A 17,526-nucleotide genomic window follows, 5' to 3' on the forward strand; every position below is an offset into this window, starting at 1 on the left:
ACAGTGACATACCGGCGCAATATGGCAAGCCGACAAGCGGCATATTGCTGAGCGTGCTGGGCGCAGTCGATCAGAGTACTTCAAATACTTCAAGGTAGACAATTCCGCCTTCCCGATATCCCGTAGTGACAAATATCGTGTCGTTGAGCCAGCCCAGCGTGGCGCGCGGTGCTTCAAAACGCATCACACCGCGGAAATAAGGACGCTCATTAATATCTGCCGCGTCTGCCACGCGTCGAACCCCGGTGTTCTCTACCAGCACTGTACCGAGTGGCCCGAGATCGAGTGCATAACGGGCCACCAATTCAATCGTCCCATTCGCACGTACCAACTGGATGTCGCTGCCGCCTAGGAGAATGGTCCCGTTGAATAGCGGGCCGGTGACGCTTCCGCCCTTGATCGAGACAAATCGCCGCTCGGTACCGTTAAGTTCTCCCAGCATAACCGGCGGAACTACATCGATCTCCAGATTGGCGATACTGCGCAAACCAATATTCGATGCCTGGCTCATGATTTGAGGGAGTCCTTATCGAATCCGGCAAGCCGTTTGTAACGTAAGGAAATCGCTTCCAGGGTTTCCTGCGCAATAACGTCATTCACATGCCGGAATCCGTTCGGCGCCTTTTCCTCCGCCATTTGCATCACCTGTTCCGGGCCGTTCATGCGATTGCGCAAGACGATGCCTGCGGTACGCGGCAGTCGCTCGGCCTCGTATTCGCGCAAGGCGTATAAAGTGTTCGGATCGCTAGCAAGGCAGTCGCTCAAATAGCGTGCATCGAGGATCGCTTGCGCGCTGCCGTTCGAGCCGATCGGATACATCGGATGAGCAGCGTCACCCAGCAGTGTCACCCGTCCGAAAGTCCAGCGCGGCAGGGGATCGCGATCCACCAGCGGGAATTCATAAATTTCGCTGGCGCCGTTGATCACGGAGGGGATATCGATCCAATCCCATTTCCAGGTCTGGAAAGGTTGCTCGAACACAGATTTGTCTACCTTGCGATTCCAGTCCGTTTTTGGCAATTCGCCATTGGGCACCCGCAGTTCGGCAATCCAGTTGATCAGCGAACGGCCTTTCTGACGCAAAGGTTCGGAAATCGGATAGCAGACGAATTTCTGGTCCTGATGCCCGGCCATGAACATGCTACGGCCATCCATATACGTCTCGCCTTCCGTGACGGCGCGCCACAGCATGCGACCGGAAAAACGAGGCTCGTCACCGGTCGGATACAGAAAACGGCGCACTGCCGAATGAATACCATCTGCGCCGACCAGTACGTCACTCTCGACCTGTACTTCGGTATTGTCGACCCGCCGGGTAAATGTTGATACGACCTTGTCGCCAATTTGTTCGAACGCCGTAAAGGTATGTCCGGCGTGGATATGATCGGCACCGATACGCTTGACTGCCGTCTCCAGTAGCGCCATCTGCAGTTCACCACGGTGGATGGAAAATTGCGGATACGGATAGCCAGCGGCACGTCCCCGCGGCTCGCGCCAGATTTCCTGTCCAAACTTATTGAAGTAGGCGAGGGTAGAGGTTTCTATTCCTCTTTCAGCAAGACATTCTTCCAGCCCCAACTGCAAGAGTTGCTGGCTTGCATGCGGCAGCAGGTTGATGCCGACACCTAATGGTTTGATTTCATTGACGGCTTCGAAGATCTCGACTTCGATACCGCGTTCGTGGAGCATCAGCCCTAATGTAAGCCCACCGATACCGGCGCCAGCGATTGCAACTTTCATGTCAGTCTCCTCAATTGATCCGTTGAGCGACGACTCCTTGATTTCTTGCGCCGCCAGTTTATTGTTCTACTATATAACAGTTATTAATCAGAACACAATTCGCACGACCTCATTGAACATGTGATGGTCCGGATTAAGCAGCCGCTCGGTAACCAGGTTCGTTATTGGGACGCACGACAGATTGCTGAAATTCACGGTTTTGAAGTTGCACGAGATACAATGCCACAGCGGCAAGTCGCCTGTTTCATTTTCATTTAGCCAGTCTTAGGGAACGGACAGCGACAGCGCGCGAAAGAAGCCACAATTTCTAAAGAATACACATTCGCCATCCAAAGGGGTTTGCCTTGTCCAGCAACAAAAAATCAGATCCAAAAGAAAACATGGTGCACTTCAACGCAAGGATCGATGGAATCAACTACGACATCCTTGATGAACTGGTCGGATATGCCGTCCGCCGCGCCCAGCTTTCGATTTACGAAGACTTTGGCGCCGCCCTTGCTGCCGAAGACATCACGCCGCAGCGGTTCTCATCACTGGTCATTATCGGAAACAACCCTGGAATTTCCCAGACGCGTCTTGCTGAAGTCATGGGAATCGCCCGATCCGGCGTAGTGTCGATTATCGACCGTTTTGAAGAAACGGGACTGGTTGAGCGTCAGGCGTCCGGCGACAGGCGTTCGTATAACCTTCACCTGACGCGCGAGGGGCAGAAGCAACTCAAGCGCTACAAAAAAGCCGTCAAGGATCATGACGAGCGCATTGCCGGCGCGCTCACTGCGACAGAGAAACAGCAATTGAAGTCATTATTGCGAAAGATTTGCCTTCGCACAGAGACCGAGTGAATCCAGCGGGTCGCGAAACATTTCGCTGATGAAATATCGCGTGAACCGTTTAGCGATGTGTGACTACCCATCCGTAAGCCGCGATGGAGCAGGGCATGCTTGCATTCGTCGAACGAGTTAATTATAGTAAATAACTGTTATCCATCATAACAAATTAAAGACACGCCAGCACCCCGCTGAAGACTGCATTACATCCACACGGCGAGGCATGTTCCAGACTATTCAAACTATTCGACGAATCACAAGGAGACAAAATGAAAGCATCGTTCAAACCGATTCTGGCTGCAATCGCCATCTTGGCCGCAGGCTATGCGCAAGCCGACATTACCGTCGGCGTCAGCCTGCCGCTGACCGGTCCGGCTTCCGGCCTTGGCATTCCGACCAAGAACGGCATTTCCCTCTGGCCGGATACGATCGGTGGAGAAAAAGTCAAGCTGATCATTCTGGATGATGCATCGGATACAACCCAGTCGGCTAAGAACGGCCGCAAGTTCATTACAGAAGACAAGGTCGACGTAATCGTGGGTTCCACCGCAACGCCCGCATCGGTTGCATTGGCGGATGTCGCTTCTGAAGGCAATACGGTACAGATTTCGACATCACCGGTGGATCTGCCGGAAGGCAAGGGCGGATGGACCTTCCGTGTCGCCCAGTCGACGCCACTCATGTCCAGCGCTGTCATCGAACATATGAAAGCACATGGCGTACAGACTTATGCCTATCTCGGTTATTCCGATGCATATGGCGAAACCTGGCTCAAGGCCTTTAACGAACAGGCTGCAAAGGCCAGCCTCAAGCCGGTCGCCACAGAGCGTTTTGCCCGTGCCGATACCAGCGTGACAGCGCAAGCGTTGAAGATTGTTTCCGCCAAGCCGGATGCCATTCTGATCGGTGCTTCGGGCAGCGGATCGGCAATGCCGCACAAGGCATTGATTGAACGCGGCTACAAGGGCAAGATTTACCAGACACATGGCGCCGCATCGCGTGACCTGATCCGTATCGGGGGCAAGGATGTTGAAGGTTCCTTCGTGGTCGCCGGCCTTGCCGTCATGCCCGAAGCACTGCCTGACAATCATCCGTCCAAGAAGCTGGCAACCGAATTTGTCGAGCGGTACGAAAAGCAGTTTGGGGCGGGGACACGTAATCAGTTTGCCGCGCACGGCTACGACGCCTACCTGCTGTTGCAAGCCATCGTGCCGCAGGCGCTCAAAAAGGGTAAACCGGGTACACCGGAGTTCCGCGCTGCGTTAAAGGAAAGCCTGGAATCCACCAAAGGCATCACGATCACCCAAGGCGTAGTGCGTTACACGCCCAAGGATCACTTCGGTCTCGAAAACAATGCCCGTGTCATGCTGACCATCGACAACGGTAACTGGAAGCTGGTCAATCAGTAATGTGATTTGCCTTGCATCCTTCACCGTTTGGTGGAGGATGCTGCTTTACCGCGCACGACATTTCGCAGCCAACAGGGTTTCCGCAACTTCCGCGGCAGCTGGATCAGCGCTCGACTCCTTTCCCTTCGGCACCTTTGCTAAACTCTGGGGATTTCCATCGCGCCTGAAGGACACAGCCCCATGAATCCATTCATCCATATCCGCCGCGCCGAGCTGTGTGACGCCACCCATGTTGCCGAATTCAATCGTGCCATGGCCTATGAAACCGAAGGCAAGGAATTGATTGCCGAGGTGATTGGTGCTGGCGTGGTTTCGCTGATCAATCATCCGGCGCTCGGGTTCTATCTTGTAGCCGAACACGATGGCAACATCGTCGCATCCTTGATGATCACGACTGAATGGAGTGATTGGCGAAACGGCATTTTCTGGTGGATCCAGAGCGTCTATGTGAAACCGGAGTGGCGGCGCAAAGGCGTCTACGCCCGTATGTACGATTTCGTCAAACAGGCTGCTGCAGAAGATAAAAGTATCTGTGGTTTCCGACTCTATGTAGAAAAGGATAACGTCAATGCGCAGCGCACCTACCAGGCGCTGGGAATGGCGGAAACCGATTACAAGATGTACGAAGAGATGAAACCGGGAATCCGGTATTGTTTGCCAGCCAAGACTGAATAACATCGGGATTCGTCTGTCACATAATGGCTAAGTCAGCGCGACTTCCATCGTCTTATTCTTTGGACCGTTAATGCGTCAATCAGTCAGTGAGTAGTCGGAGTCAGTTGCCAGTGTTGTGTCGACCCCAACAAGCAGCAAAGTACATTCAAAACCCCCTCTCAAGGTGTACGCAACTCTTGACGCCCAATGTGCCATTCCCTACTATCAAAGCGATCTTGCTGACGGGCAATATCGAACGCACAGCGAGCATTTCAATTTGAACAAGGCTATCGAGTCTTGGGTATCTGTCGGGAGACACTGTGAGACAACAATTTGCCGAAATTTCGATCCAGACGGTTCTCGTCAGCGCTTGCGTGCTCTCCAACATGCTTCTTATCGGCCTTACGATTATCGCAGCCAGTTCGCTATCCACCGGAGCGTCCGTCACTGTCGGCGTGCTATGCGCGATAGCGGTGACATTCAATGCAGTCTGTGCAGGGTGGCTGATCCGCCGCATCGTGGCCCCTCTGCAGGAATCGGTAGATATCGGCCGGAAAATGATTGAAGGCGACCTCACGCGTAACTTCAGTACCAGAGGCACCGGTGAAATTGCAGCAATGCAGGAAGTGCTGAAAGACCTGAAAGATACGCTGTTCAACATTGTTCGTGACGTCCGTAGTGGCTCCATTGCCATCGACACCACAGCGTTATCGGTGAATGCAGACAACGCGGCGCTGTCCGCGCGTAACGAAACCCAAGCGGGCTCGGTGGAGGAGACCGCTGCATCCCTGGAGGAACTAGCTGCTACCGTAAAGCACAATGCGGATGCTGCGATGCAGGCTAATAGCGTGGTCAGTTCCGCCGCAGAGCTTGCGGTCAAAGGCGGTCATGTGGTCAAGGATGTCGTGCTAACGATGGACGCGATCAAAACCAGTTCGCGCAAGATTGAAGAAATTATCGGCGTGATCGATGGCATCGCATTCCAGACGAATATTCTCGCCCTCAACGCAGCGGTAGAAGCGGCGCACGCCGGGGAGCAGGGCAGGGGATTTGCCGTCGTGGCATCCGAAGTGCGTAGTCTTGCACAGCGATCCGCTCAGGCGGCGCGCGACATCAAGCTTCTCATCGCGGACTCGGTGGACAAGGTGGAATCCGGTGCCAGCCTGGTGGATGAAGCAGGCCGTACCATGGAACAGATCGTAAGCTCGGTTGAAAACGTGGCTGGCTACGTCAAGGGCATTACCAATGCGACGCAGGAGCAAAGCATTGGCATCCAGCAGGTCAACCAGGCCATGGTGCAGTTTGAGGTGATGATCCAGGAAAATACCGAACTGGTGACCAACGCACTGAAGGCATCAACCAATCTAAAATCAAGCGCAGCCTCGTTGTCCGACTCGGTCGCCGCCTTTACCTTGGGCTCGGAAATCGGCACGGCGGACGAAGCAATCGATCTCGTGAAGAAAGCAGTGGCAATGGCAAAGACCTCTGGCCTGGATGCTCTCATCGAGGAGGTCGGCAAGCTCAATAAGAGCAAGCTGCTGGTGCACAAAGACCTGTATATCGGCATCTATGGCTTCGACGGTTTTATTAAGGCCCACGGGGCGAACCGGCACTTCGTCGGCTCGGATACCAGTCGCACGCGCGACAAGAACGGCAAGGCATTTATTGCCGAGATGATCACGCTGGGTAAAACCAAGGGCAGTGGCTGGGTCGAGTACCTGTTCGCGCATCCAACCACACAGGAAATCAAGACCAAGGCCGCCTATCTGGAACGTTTCGACGACGTCGTGATTACTTGCGGTTGCTATACCTGACCCAGGCACGCCCCTCGACACACTGGTCGGCGTGAAGGTTCGGAAGCAAAGCGACCGTGCGTCTCGTCAGGCATCACCGACGATGACGATGACTTTTCCGCTGCCGCCGCAATTGGTGCACATCGCGTCATTCGCTGTACGTCCGCTTCCATGACAGACCGGACAAGTGTTTTCGCCGGTCTGCTCGGTCCCCGGTGCAGCTTCGTCTCCGGGGTTGCGGGTAGCTGAGGACGGCTCGGTTGGTGAGGGCGGTTTGCTCATCGAGACTCCTTAAATGCTAGTGTGACGTGGCGCGAAAGTGCGTGCCGTTGATACTCGTCGGCGACCGTACATCATGACATTGCCTGTTTGATGACAGCTTAGGGCAGAGGTTCTGTTTCCCATCCCCGATGCCCATCCAGAAAGTTTCCCTCGTTACAATGAGAGGAAATGGACGTGGCAGCGTTCGTGTAGACTTGCAACATTCCTATTCCTTCGATCACCGCGATGCGTATTCGCACCCGTTTGCTTGCTCTTGTTCTCGCTGCGCTTGTGCCAGTAGTCATCGCCACTGGGCTGGGGATCGCCTACATCTATAAAGAGGAGCAGGAGTGGCACCGGAAGAGCATGCGGGAAATTGCACGCGCTCTCGCTTTGCTGCTCGACAAGGAAATCGCCAGTCGGGAAGCCGCGCTAAAAAGTCTCGGCTCCTCGTCTCCCCCGAATCCCGCCAACCTCCCGGACTTTTATGACAAGTCGCTTAAGGTGGCACGAGTCTGGAATGGCATGATCAGCCTTTCTGATTCAACCGGACAACAATCGCTCAATACCCTCGTGCCGCTTGGAACCGGCAATTTGCCCGTCATGCGATCCTCGGTCGCTTCCAGAAAAGATCTTGGTCCCAATGCCACGGTCGTCAGTAACGTTTTCCTGGGGCCGTACAGTAAGCAATATAGCTTTACCGTCCAGGTTCCAGTCACCAATACAGAGGGCGTGCGGCAGTATCTCGCCATGGGTACCTTTGCCAACCAACTGCAAACCCTGTTCAAGGACCAGCGCCTCCCCGCAGGCTGGACCGGGTCGATTGTGGATCGCAATGGAATTATCGTGGCGCGAAGTAAAGATGCCGAAAAGTTTGTCGGCACGCGCGCCGGCGACCAAATTCGGCAAAAAATTCTTTCCATGACCGAAGGTTTCAATGAAGGCCCGACATTAAGCGGCGAGCAAGTCATTGCGGCTTTCAGTCGCGCCCCTATTTCCGGCTGGACCTTTATCGTCAGTGTGCCTAGAAACGAAGTGATCAGCAGCTCCTTGCGCTCGGTAAGCCTGCTCGGCGCAGTGTCCGCCTTCTTGCTGATGATCGCTGTGGTGATTGCACTGATGATCGGACGGATTACTGCCAAACCGATCGAATCCTTGCGCCGCTCCGCCGAGCGCCTGCGCCAGGGCGAGGTGCTGGAGCCGGCTGTAACAGGAATTACCGAGATGGATGACGTGCATGCCGAACTGGTCCGTGCAAGCCGCGCAATAGCGGGCGCAAAGACAGAGCTGGAGCAGCGCGTCCGTGAAGCGGTCTTGGCTACCGAGCGTTCAGAACGTGCCTTGTTGCAGGCACAAAAGCTTGAGGCGCTCGGACGCCTGACGGGTGGTATCGCCCACGACTTCAACAACGTCCTGCAGACCCTGAGTACAGGAATGCAGGTTGCACGCCTGTCGCCGGACCCAGCGCGTCGCGAAGCCTCGCTGACCGCATGCGAGAACGCTGTGCGTCGTGCCTCCGAGCTTACAGGTCGCCTGCTTGCGTTCGGAAGGGCACAACCTGCGCGCTTTGAGAGCGTCGATCTGAGCGAGCAATTGTCAAGGATGATGCCGTTACTGCGTGGAGCCTTGCCGGGCGATATCGCCTTTGACATCGAAATCGACAAGGATCTGTGGAGCGTTACTATCGATACGCTCCAGCTTGAGCTGGCCTTGCTTAATCTGGCATTTAACGCGCGCGACGCCATGCCTGACGGCGGTCGCATGAAATTAATCGTGAAGAACGAGTCCCTCGCGACACCAAGCGAAGGGCTGGAAGCCGGAGACTATGTGAGCGTATGCATGAGCGACTCGGGTGTTGGCATGAGTCCGGACGTTGCACGTAAGGCCATTGAGCCTTTCTTTACCACCAAAGAGGTAGGCAAAGGCTCCGGGCTAGGCTTGGCCCAGGTCTATGGCTTTGCAAGGCAAAGCAATGGAGGCCTTCAGTTGAACAGCACGAAAGGCGTAGGGACAGCGATATCGATTTTCCTGCCACGCTCTCACGGCGGACAGATGCCGCCTGTCGATATGCAACGGACCGAGCAGCGCGCGAGCCGACGCCAGTCCGTGCTCTTTGTCGAAGACGACGTATTGGTGCGCGAAGTCGTCGGGCCCGCGCTGGAAGCGCTTGGTTTTATCGTCACTATCGCCCGGGACGGGGCGGCCGCTTTGGCCCTGCTTGACGAAGGACGACGTTTCGATGTGATGTTCAGCGATGTGGTGATGCCAGGTGAAGTAAGTGGCCTGCAGCTGGCCCATGTGGTGCGTGAGCGCTATCCGGAAATGCGGGTAATTCTCGCAACGGGCCATTCCGAGCGCCAGATCAGCGTTCCTGGTGTTCCTATCCTCGCCAAGCCCTATGAAGTTGAGGAGATTATTGCTGCAATTGATACGCTGGATGTTCAACGGATGTCGAGCTAATGTCGGACGAAGACCCTCAAAATTCTTGAAGGCTTGACACAAGTCAACTGCAGTTCAAGTCGAGCGTGACCAGGTATTTCAATTATGGAATGATTTCCGCTCGTTATGGAGGCCTCATGAGCAACCCAAGGCATGATCGAAGCGAATACTGGACACCACAGCAGAAGGTGGCTTTGCCTGAAGCGGTGACGTCACGCCCTGATATTGATACTGCGACGGCGGTAGAGTTAGCAATCATGTTGCAACAAACTGTTGGCACCACACGCGCAACGGAGTTCATGAAGGAAAGGCAAGTACCGGTTGATGTAGCAACGCGCGTACTGCTGCGGCCTGCGGAGCGGCGTAAGCCGCGTCCCGTTGCGAGAAAGAAGCCGTGAACGCACTTAATTTGATGCATGAGCTAAAGTCTTGCGTCGAAACGCCGTAGTTGATGATGTAAGACCCAAAGCGTGTATTAAGCCCTCTGTATTGAGCAGGGGGCATTTTTTTTGCATCCATGAAACGCAGCTATTACGGTATGGCGTTTGTCATGCGAAGCCACAATGATTCCACGGAACGTTCCGGGGTGAACACGGGTCTGCATGTTGAGCGAGCAAGATCAGACCGTAAGGGGAACGCAAGCTAAATCTAGTGTCCGTTTAGCTTAAATTGCGTGTGAAATCTTATGCCGTTGTCCGTTGTTATGGCATCGCACTGCTTGATGACCACGTTGTTGCAAGGTCGTGGCGGCAACGGTCACGATACCAACAACAATACGCACATGCCGCGCTGCCGGCGATGCTTAACCAAACTGCTGAAGCCAGTCGCAATCAATTAAGGCTGGTCACAACTGCGCACATTGTTGTCGTTACCTCCCTTAACAAGGTATGCCGATAGCGCTCGCTGCATTCATCCTGACTACAACTGACCAAGGAAAACTGCCGATGGCGCTTTCGTTTTTTAATACTTGGACCTCTCTGTCGCACTGGGCATATGCGTTAGGCTTATTCGTCGCCGTCCTCACCGGCCTGCTTGTGATCAGGTCGATAGTGGCACGCCAATTCAAACGTCTGGGCGCCGTTCACGGCTTGGGCTTTTTTGAATGCCTGCGTCAAATCCTCGACGCCACCCGAATTTCATTTCTGATCGCAATCGCTGCGCTTGCAGGGCTCACGCAACTGGAACTTACTCCCTTATATGAAAAATGGGTACGTTACGCTGCGGTCGTCATCTTTGTGTTGCAAGCAGCCCTGTGGGCCAACAGGGCATTGTCTGTCTGGCTTGATCGTGCCTTTGAAAGTCATAAGGCGGTCAACCCCTCTGGCGTAACCCATCTCCTTGTCGTCGGCCTGTTGCTGCGGATCCTGCTCTGGTCACTGGCAATACTAATGATCCTCGACAACCTGGGCTTTAACATCACGACCCTGGTAGCGAGTCTCGGGATCGGTGGTGTCGCTGTCGCACTCGCCGTACAAAACATCCTCGGCGACCTTTTCTCTTCTGTGTCCATTGCACTCGACAAGCCGTTTGTCATTGGCGACTTCATTGTCATTAATGAATACATGGGAACAGTGGAATATGTCGGCCTGAAAACAACCCGTTTGCGCAGTCTTGGCGGAGAACAGATTGTCATCTCGAATACCGAATTGCTGAAGCGCCAGATCCGCAACTACAAGCGCATGGAGGAACGGCGCATTTCGTTTGAGTTCTCGATTTCGCATGAGACTCCCTATCACCTGGTCGAAAAAATCCCTGCCATGGTATCGAGCATTGTCAAATCCACCAGTGATTTGACACGCTTTGACCGTGCTCATTTTCGCAATTATTCGGAAAGTGCATTGCAGTTTGAAGTGGTCTATTACGTACTGACTCCGGACTTCAATCAGTACATGGACATTCAGCAAGAAATCAACCTGGCGATATTGCGAGAGTTCCGCCGCCTCGGTGTCGATTTCGCGTTCCCGACACGAACCGTATATCTCGCCCAGCAGACCTTGGGAGAAAAAAGGAACGTGGCGTAGTCAATGCGACGACTTGGAAAGAATTCATCCGGATCACGGCTTGATAAAACATCGAAAGGTTTTTCACGATGCCTCTTTTTCAGTGTGGAAATTGCTGAAAAAAGAGGCATTTTTGTTCTTTAAAAGCTCTTGAAAACCCTGTATAAAAACCCATATCAGATAAGGGTAAGTGCGTCCTTAGAATCTACTTTCCAGATGGAAAAATTCTTTAAATATCAACATGTTGCAGCAATGCTTTAACGTTAAAAAAAGCATCGATATTTTCGAAAAAAAGCGAAATACATGTTGTAGTTAGAAGCGCTTTTGATTAAAATATACTGTATATACATACAGTATCAATCGAACGATGAATGTTGATCTTTAAAGCTTTATCGGGCTTGATGATGAGCATCATTTTCCGGCGTTGAGCCGGGTTTTTGGCTTTGAGGGCGAAGCCTCGAGACGCTGGCGCAACAAGTTGATCATGAACTCCCGTGCCTCCGCTTGCTGTGATCGAAACAGGGTGAGTGCCATGTCGACAAACAGCTTTTCGTTCTCATCGACCGGTGGATTTAACCGGTCATGTTCCCGATCCATCCAGCCACGCGGCAGCCTGAATCGTTCTTCAATACTACGAGCGACACTGCTTCCGATATTTTTACGATTGCATTTGATGTGGCTAAGGTATCGGTCCGACAAACCTAGGTGCTCTGCGAAGAGTTTGAGCATGCCGCGTTGCGGCAAATGGGGGCGCTGGTCGACAAAATCGGTATAAAGCTTTTGAAAGTTCTTATGCCTGATTTGTGCACTGTCCATCGCCATTTGACATCTCCCTGATAGCAGCGTCATTCACGCAACCGTCGAAGCCATGCAGCGAAGTCCAAAAGGACTACATTGCAACAGCCGACGCCGGTCCGTTCGCTGCTCATTGAGTTCGGCAGTGTACCTCACCAACGTCAGAGTTGGGTGAAGTTATGCAACCAATTTGGTTGTGGTCAGGTATGCCCACGCTCGCATTTGGAACTTTTGAGAACGGTAAAACGGTTTATGAGCAAAACGAAAATTCACTACCCCCAATGGAAAGAGCGTGTGGCGTCGAACAATCCGCGCCGAGACATCGGCTATCGCGAATTGATTGAAGCGATCACGCTGACTGCGGAAGTTTGCGGACAGGTGCTGTCGCGAGCGGCCGCCGAGATGCTTGCGGACGATCTGGCTGACTTCGGTGAAGATGACGTGCTGGCGGCACTGGCACGTTGCCGACTCGAGTTACAGGGCCCGCTTCGCGTCAAGGAAATCCTGCTGCGCCTTGAAGATGGTCGTCCCACACCGGATGAAGCCTGGGCAATGCTGCCGCGTGACGAGCGGACCTCTGTCGTATGGACCGAAGAAATGGCGCATGCCTGGGGCGTGGTCCTGCCTCTGCTGGACTCGGGCGATGCCGGTACTGCGCAAAAAGTGTTCCGTGAGCTGTATGTGAAATGTGTACTCGAGGCGCGCCTGCGGCGCGAACCCGCGCACTGGACACCATCGCTTGGCAGCGATGTCGGAGCGCGCGAACAGGTACTGCGCGATGCGGTTGATGCCGGCCGCATGACGGCAGCGCATGCAGCCTTATTGCTGGAAGGAAGCACCAAAGAAGTAGAAGAAGCGGCATTGCTGGACCAGGCCGATATCAAGAATCTGCACTAAGGAGCAATTGAATACGCTTCGCAGGCTCGAATCGATCTCTTTTTACACTACCGTTTTGGTAGTGTGGTTGGAAACTCAATGATTGGAATCGCTTGATGGATTGCCAAGTTGATATGGATGATGGCGGCTTGCAGTGGTATGAGCAGATCGGCCGTCAGGAGCAGTTTGAAGACGAGGAACGAGAAAGGACACGACTTACCATGGCTACATTTGAAATTCACCGCGCAACCAAGCGCCGCGCAAAGCTCCGTCTCGGCATGTCCGGACCGGCAGGCAGCGGAAAAACCTATTCAGCCCTGCAAATCGCCGGAGGACTCGGCGGCCGGATCGGCATGATCGATACCGAGCATGGGAGCGGAGATCTGTATGCCGATCTGCTTCCCGAAGGCTATGACGTTCTTTCGCTGTCGCCGCCATACACTCCTGCGCGTTACATCGAAGCAATCCATGCGCTTGAAGACATCGGCGTATCGACCATTATCATTGACAGTCTGACGCATGCATGGACCGGCGAGGGCGGTTCGCTCGATCGCCAGGGTAAGATCGCTGACAAGTCAGGCAATAGCTGGCAGGCATGGCGTCAAGTAACACCGGAACACAATGCGCTGGTTGAGGCCTTGCTGCAGAGTCGCTGCCACATCATCGCGACGATGCGTGCAAAGACTGAATACGTGCAGGAAAAGGATGAGCGCACCGGCAAACAAGTGGTGCGCAAGATCGGTCTGGCGCCCATCATGCGAGATGGCATCGAGTACGAATTCACCACTTTCTTCGAACTCGACGTACAGCACATGGCTTATACAGGCAAAGATCGTACACGTTTGTTCGATGGTGAAATCTTCCGCCCCGACATGGAAACTGGCCGCAAGCTGCTCAGCTGGCTTAATTCCGGCGTCGACGGACCTCGTTCAACTACGGTCATGTCTGAAGATCAGAAGACTGCGATGGCGGATGCAATCAACCGTGCGGGCACGCTGGACGATTTGTACCGCGCTTTCTCTGTAGCTTACCGGGTCGCCAACTCCTTGCCTGATGCGGATGCCCTCGCTGAACTGACGGCATTGAAGGACGAGCGGAAAGCCTTGCTCGAAGTGCATAACGACGCTGAATTCGGGATAGCAGCATGAATCCGATCTTCGAAGCATTTGAGCTGGCTGCGCAATACCGGCAGCTCGCCGAACTGCTGGCCGAGCGGCACGACGATCCTCAGGTTATCGAGGACACGCTGGAAAGCCTGTCGGAGCCGCTCGATGCGCGGCTCGAAAACCTCGCCAAGATGGTGCGAAATATCGAGTCTGCAACGCGTGGTGTCGAGCAGACAATTATGAATCTGGAAGCACGGCATGCGTCTCTCGAGCGGGCAGCGCAGCGAGGCCGGCAACTGATCCTCGACCTGATGCAGACCGCGGGGCGAGACAAGGTGACGACAGCGCTCTTTTCGATGGCCGTACGGAAAAATCCCTTGACGGTCGTCGTCGATAATCCCGCTGCACTGGAGGGGGAATATCTCATGTACCACGAGCCACCGGCGCCGACGCCCAACAAGCGCGCGATCGCTGCAGCGCTGAAGGCTGGTATCGCAGTACCTGGTGTACACAGCGAACAAGGCGTACGCCTTGAAATTCAATAATTTCATCCACCTTGGAGATTGTGATGGCAACACTGAACAAAGTCACCTTGATTGGCTACCTTGGACGTGATCCTGAGCGCCGGGTCACAGCGAACGGCGATGCTGTCGCCCATATGACGGTAGCGACGACCGAAAGCTGGAAAGACAAGTCTTCCGGTGAACGCAGGCAGACGACCGAGTGGCATCGTGTTGTGCTGTACCGCAAGCTGGCGGAGATTGCTGGCGAATACCTGAAGAAGGGATCGCTGGTCTATGTGGAAGGGCGCCTGCAGACACGCAAGTGGACAGGCAAGGACGATGTTGAACGCACGGCTGTCGAAATCATTGCCGACGACCTCCGCATGCTGGGGGCACGTCCGCACAACGACGAACACGAAGATGATGCGTTACGCCCAGCCCAGGAGACTATGGAACAGCGCGAAAATACAACTACCGAGCAGGCCAAAAATTCGCGTTACGATTTTGTCGATGACGCGATTCCATTCTGAACTCCGAGCAATGGCCGGCCCGATACTGCGATCACGTAGTACAGCAGTCCAAAGTAGAAGCCCGCATTAGCTCACCGGCATTTTCCAGGCTCTGGAAATGCCGGTTTTTTTTACCTGTACCAAGCACTCGATGACACAGCAGATAGTCGGCATCCTCACATCCTGTCAGGTTTATAACGAACGCTGGGGAAGGGGCATCGTACGTCTCGAAGATGGCGACCATCTTGTCGTCACTGGAGAGTCACTGGTCGGTCTCGCGGAAGGAAACCGTTATCGGATGGATGGCCGTATTGTCCAGCATCCGAAATTCGGCAAGCAGTTCGACTGCGAAGTGGCGGCAATCGATATCCCGTTAGACGAAGAAGCGCTGGTTCGCCATCTGCGCAAGAACTTCAAGGGCTGCGGCGAAGTTACCGCCCGCAAGATCATTGATAGCCATCGCAGTAACCTTTCGGCCTTGCGGGATCAACTGGTGACCAATCCGTATTCACTCGATTTCAGCGGAATAACCAAACGCAAAATTTCTGTCGCTGGGGCCGAAGATCTCAAAGGTTTGATTTACCGTGATCTCTCAACACGTATCGGCATGATCGGCATCAAGGATGCGGTGCTGCGCAAGATTGCGGAATGGCTCGCACCTCGGGTCGAGGACAAACCGGAACCGATTTCAGCCGGTTGGGGCTTGTTTTCCAAAGACCCGTATGCGCCGATCCAGGATATCGACGGTTACGGGTTTGCCGCAGCAGACCTGATCGCTGTACGTGCAATCGGGTTTCCGCGGTTTCATGAGTTCCGCCTCGCGGCATTGGCCACGCATGCTTTGCGCGAAGGGTGTGAGCAGAACGGACATGCCTATCTCAGTCTGCAAAACCTGTCGGAACGCATCGCCCTGATCGATCCGGATGTTAGCGCCGAGCGCGCCATGGCTGCTGCGCGTGATCGCAAGCAACCTCTCGTCGTCGATGGCGACCGATACTATCCGCGTCATCTCTGGATCGCGGAACGGGCACTCGCCAGAAATCTTGCTATCCGCGCCATACAAATGGCAGAACCGATTACGCGACAGCCTGAAGACGAATTGTTGTCCGAAATTGCTGCGGCGGAGGATATGCTCTCGGAGCCGGGGCAGCAGTTCCGGCTGGATCCCTCACAGCGAAAGGCCATTCTCGGCATCCTGACTTCCATGCACTCCGTCCACACATTGACGGCCGGGCCCGGTTGCGGCAAGACCGCATTGATGGAAATTCTGGTCCATGTCGCGCGAGATAAAAAGATTCTCTTTTGTGCGCCGACCGGCAAGGCGGCCAAAGTGCTTTCAGCAAGGGTCAAGCGCTTTGGACATTCAGCGACAACGATCCATGCCATGCTTGGGGTGGGCGTGGATGGGTTCCAGTTCAATGAAGACAATCCACTCGACGCGGACATCATCGTTGCGGATGAAACGTCGATGGATGACCTCGCCCTGACGCGATCATTAATGGACGCCGTGTCCAACGAGGCGCATATCATTTTCCTTGGGGATGTCGATCAACTGCCTTCCGTCGGGCCGGGTCAGATTTTGAAAGATCTTCTCGACATGCCGTTCGACCATCACCGGTTGACACATACCCATCGAAACGACGGCGGTATCCTCGACGTGGTCCGGCAAACAGGAAAAGGGGAGGTGGATTGCGCAGACCGCACCGATGTCATGTTCTCACACCGACTGCCGGCTCCGGATGACGTGGGAATGTCACGCGTCATCGCCGCTTACCTCAAAGCCATCGAGCGCCATGGCATGCCTCGCGTCGGCCTGCTCATGCCACGTCGAAAAGGTGACATTCATATACCGGGCTGGAACATCACCTACCTCAATGAATTGTTGCGTCAGAGCTTGAACCCGGATGGTGAACGTGTGGTTGGCACCAGCCTGCGCATTGGTGACAGAATCATTGTTCGCAAGAATATTGTCATTGATCAGGGCGAAGACCTTGAGGGCAATAGACGGAGCGAGCAGGTGGTCAACGGCGACACGGGCTTTATCCGCAATGTACGTGTTGACCATTCAGGACGGAATGTCCTTGCAGTGTGCCTCGAACTGGACGATGGCCGACAGATAGAATTTCCAGGCAAGGATATCGAAGCAATCGGCCTGGCTTATGCAATGACTGTGCATGCAGCACAGGGCTCTGAATACGACGTGGTGATTTTCATTTGCACTAATGGCTCGCCAAACTTCGTACATCGCGGCATCGTCTATACGGCCTTTTCAAGGGCGAAAAAGAAACTTTGGGTCTTGGCAGATAATGGCGTGCTCAAAAGTATCACTGCACGTGACATTCCTGTACGCAACTCGGAACTGGTGTACCGCATGCGAACAGCCATGCGCCGCATTCAGAAGGCAGGTGGTCTGCAAGGGGAGGCGATCTAGCTGACCTTAACGCTTCGGGGATCTGGTATGAAGCAGTTAAAGCGTGTAACTCAGTGGCCAGCACTTCTGAGCACTTCTGTTTCTGGTATACCGAATAAGCAGTCCGGTAAGACGTCAAGTTGTGACACGACACAAACTATTCTTTAACTCAATGGTCTATTCAGGTGTCTGCATACGTCAGGT

Annotated in this window: 16 protein-coding genes; 12 read left to right on the top strand and 4 right to left on the bottom strand. The window is 54.2% G+C overall.

Translation table 11 applies throughout. The features are described from left to right. Positions 1-70: 70 nt before the first annotated feature. Both ACFQUU_RS16635 and ACFQUU_RS16640 read right to left on the bottom strand, forming a co-directional pair. Positions 71-511, bottom strand: coding sequence for a DUF3237 family protein (locus ACFQUU_RS16635; RefSeq protein ID WP_382249083.1), 441 nt, complete (start codon positions 509-511; stop codon positions 71-73). Next, positions 508-1,740 carry a flavin-dependent oxidoreductase gene (locus tag ACFQUU_RS16640; protein ID WP_382249085.1) on the bottom strand — a complete coding sequence of 411 codons (1,233 nt, stop codon included), beginning with the start codon at positions 1,738-1,740 and terminating at the stop codon, positions 508-510. The genes ACFQUU_RS16635 and ACFQUU_RS16640 overlap by 4 nt, the downstream gene beginning before the upstream one ends. Positions 1,741-2,084: 344 nt before the next feature. Between ACFQUU_RS16640 and ACFQUU_RS16645 the strand changes: the two genes are divergently transcribed. The 4 genes from ACFQUU_RS16645 (at position 2,085) to ACFQUU_RS16660 (ending at position 6,444) form a co-directional block, all read left to right on the top strand. Next, positions 2,085-2,582 (top strand): MarR family winged helix-turn-helix transcriptional regulator, encoded by a 498-nt coding sequence (locus ACFQUU_RS16645; RefSeq protein ID WP_382249087.1) that lies wholly within the window; start codon positions 2,085-2,087, stop codon positions 2,580-2,582. Positions 2,583-2,836: 254 nt separating this feature from the next. Beyond that, positions 2,837-3,976, top strand: coding sequence for an ABC transporter substrate-binding protein (locus ACFQUU_RS16650; RefSeq protein WP_382249089.1), 1,140 nt, complete (start codon positions 2,837-2,839; stop codon positions 3,974-3,976). Positions 3,977-4,156: 180 nt separating this feature from the next. Beyond that, a complete protein-coding gene (locus ACFQUU_RS16655; protein WP_382249091.1) occupies positions 4,157-4,651 on the top strand; it encodes a GNAT family N-acetyltransferase in 495 nt (164 codons plus the stop codon). Positions 4,652-4,950: 299 nt separating this feature from the next. After that, a complete protein-coding gene (locus tag ACFQUU_RS16660) occupies positions 4,951-6,444 on the top strand; it encodes a methyl-accepting chemotaxis protein (RefSeq protein ID WP_382249093.1) in 1,494 nt (497 codons plus the stop codon). A gap of 66 nt (positions 6,445-6,510) precedes the next feature. On the opposite strand, the gene ACFQUU_RS16665 is transcribed toward ACFQUU_RS16660, so the two are convergent. Further along, positions 6,511-6,705 (bottom strand): hypothetical protein, encoded by a 195-nt coding sequence (locus ACFQUU_RS16665; protein ID WP_382249095.1) that lies wholly within the window; start codon positions 6,703-6,705, stop codon positions 6,511-6,513. Positions 6,706-6,930: 225 nt separating this feature from the next. Here ACFQUU_RS16665 and ACFQUU_RS16670 point away from each other — a divergent pair, with 225 nt between their 5' ends. From ACFQUU_RS16670 to ACFQUU_RS16680, 3 genes are all read left to right on the top strand, one after another. Continuing rightward, positions 6,931-9,144, top strand: a complete 2,214-nt coding sequence (locus tag ACFQUU_RS16670; protein WP_382249097.1) for a response regulator — start codon at positions 6,931-6,933, stop codon at positions 9,142-9,144. A gap of 116 nt (positions 9,145-9,260) precedes the next feature. Then, complete coding sequence (locus tag ACFQUU_RS16675; RefSeq protein WP_382249099.1) at positions 9,261-9,521, top strand: hypothetical protein; 261 nt, start codon at positions 9,261-9,263, stop codon at positions 9,519-9,521. Between the two features lie 546 nt (positions 9,522-10,067). Beyond that, complete coding sequence (locus ACFQUU_RS16680) at positions 10,068-11,144, top strand: mechanosensitive ion channel family protein (RefSeq protein WP_382249101.1); 1,077 nt, start codon at positions 10,068-10,070, stop codon at positions 11,142-11,144. A 390-nt stretch (positions 11,145-11,534) separates the two neighbouring features. Here ACFQUU_RS16680 and ACFQUU_RS16685 read toward each other — a convergent pair whose 3' ends face one another. Further along, on the bottom strand, positions 11,535-11,945 hold the full coding sequence (locus ACFQUU_RS16685) for a hypothetical protein (RefSeq protein WP_382249103.1): 411 nt from the start codon (positions 11,943-11,945) through the stop codon (positions 11,535-11,537). Between the two features lie 225 nt (positions 11,946-12,170). On the opposite strand from ACFQUU_RS16685, the gene ACFQUU_RS16690 reads away from it, so the two are divergent. The 5 genes from ACFQUU_RS16690 (at position 12,171) to ACFQUU_RS16710 (ending at position 17,343) form a co-directional block, all read left to right on the top strand. Then, a complete protein-coding gene (locus ACFQUU_RS16690) occupies positions 12,171-12,815 on the top strand; it encodes a hypothetical protein (protein WP_382249105.1) in 645 nt (214 codons plus the stop codon). A 95-nt stretch (positions 12,816-12,910) separates the two neighbouring features. Next, the gene (locus ACFQUU_RS16695) at positions 12,911-13,942 is read left to right on the top strand and encodes an ATP-binding protein (RefSeq protein WP_382249107.1); all 1,032 of its coding nucleotides are present in this window, start codon (positions 12,911-12,913) and stop codon (positions 13,940-13,942) included. Further along, positions 13,939-14,445, top strand: a complete 507-nt coding sequence (locus ACFQUU_RS16700; RefSeq protein ID WP_382249109.1) for a siphovirus Gp157 family protein — start codon at positions 13,939-13,941, stop codon at positions 14,443-14,445. Before ACFQUU_RS16695 ends, ACFQUU_RS16700 begins: the two co-directional genes overlap by 4 nt. A 23-nt stretch (positions 14,446-14,468) precedes the next feature. Next, positions 14,469-14,933, top strand: a complete 465-nt coding sequence (locus ACFQUU_RS16705) for a single-stranded DNA-binding protein (protein ID WP_382249111.1) — start codon at positions 14,469-14,471, stop codon at positions 14,931-14,933. A 130-nt stretch (positions 14,934-15,063) separates the two neighbouring features. After that, complete coding sequence (locus ACFQUU_RS16710) at positions 15,064-17,343, top strand: AAA family ATPase (protein ID WP_382249113.1); 2,280 nt, start codon at positions 15,064-15,066, stop codon at positions 17,341-17,343. Positions 17,344-17,526 lie beyond the last annotated feature (183 nt).

The sequence above is a fragment of the Herbaspirillum sp. GCM10030257 genome (assembly GCF_042666555.1).
In the GTDB taxonomy this organism is placed as follows: Bacteria; Pseudomonadota; Gammaproteobacteria; order Burkholderiales; family Burkholderiaceae_D; genus Noviherbaspirillum.

Bases quoted from the DNA above. Each gene is read 5' to 3' on its own strand.
- ACFQUU_RS16635 (WP_382249083.1), bottom strand. From the start codon at position 511: ATGAGCCAGGCATCGAATATTGGTTTGCGCAGTATCGCCAATCTGGAG.
- ACFQUU_RS16640 (WP_382249085.1), bottom strand. From the start codon at position 1,740: ATGAAAGTTGCAATCGCTGGCGCCGGTATCGGTGGGCTTACATTAGGG.
- ACFQUU_RS16650 (WP_382249089.1), top strand. From the start codon at position 2,837: ATGAAAGCATCGTTCAAACCGATTCTGGCTGCAATCGCCATCTTGGCC.
- ACFQUU_RS16655 (WP_382249091.1), top strand. From the start codon at position 4,157: ATGAATCCATTCATCCATATCCGCCGCGCCGAGCTGTGTGACGCCACC.
- ACFQUU_RS16665 (WP_382249095.1), bottom strand. From the start codon at position 6,705: ATGAGCAAACCGCCCTCACCAACCGAGCCGTCCTCAGCTACCCGCAAC.
- ACFQUU_RS16670 (WP_382249097.1), top strand. From the start codon at position 6,931: ATGCGTATTCGCACCCGTTTGCTTGCTCTTGTTCTCGCTGCGCTTGTG.
- ACFQUU_RS16675 (WP_382249099.1), top strand. From the start codon at position 9,261: ATGAGCAACCCAAGGCATGATCGAAGCGAATACTGGACACCACAGCAG.
- ACFQUU_RS16680 (WP_382249101.1), top strand. From the start codon at position 10,068: ATGGCGCTTTCGTTTTTTAATACTTGGACCTCTCTGTCGCACTGGGCA.
- ACFQUU_RS16685 (WP_382249103.1), bottom strand. From the start codon at position 11,945: ATGGCGATGGACAGTGCACAAATCAGGCATAAGAACTTTCAAAAGCTT.
- ACFQUU_RS16690 (WP_382249105.1), top strand. From the start codon at position 12,171: ATGAGCAAAACGAAAATTCACTACCCCCAATGGAAAGAGCGTGTGGCG.
- ACFQUU_RS16695 (WP_382249107.1), top strand. From the start codon at position 12,911: ATGGATTGCCAAGTTGATATGGATGATGGCGGCTTGCAGTGGTATGAG.
- ACFQUU_RS16700 (WP_382249109.1), top strand. From the start codon at position 13,939: ATGAATCCGATCTTCGAAGCATTTGAGCTGGCTGCGCAATACCGGCAG.
- ACFQUU_RS16705 (WP_382249111.1), top strand. From the start codon at position 14,469: ATGGCAACACTGAACAAAGTCACCTTGATTGGCTACCTTGGACGTGAT.
- ACFQUU_RS16710 (WP_382249113.1), top strand. From the start codon at position 15,064: ATGACACAGCAGATAGTCGGCATCCTCACATCCTGTCAGGTTTATAAC.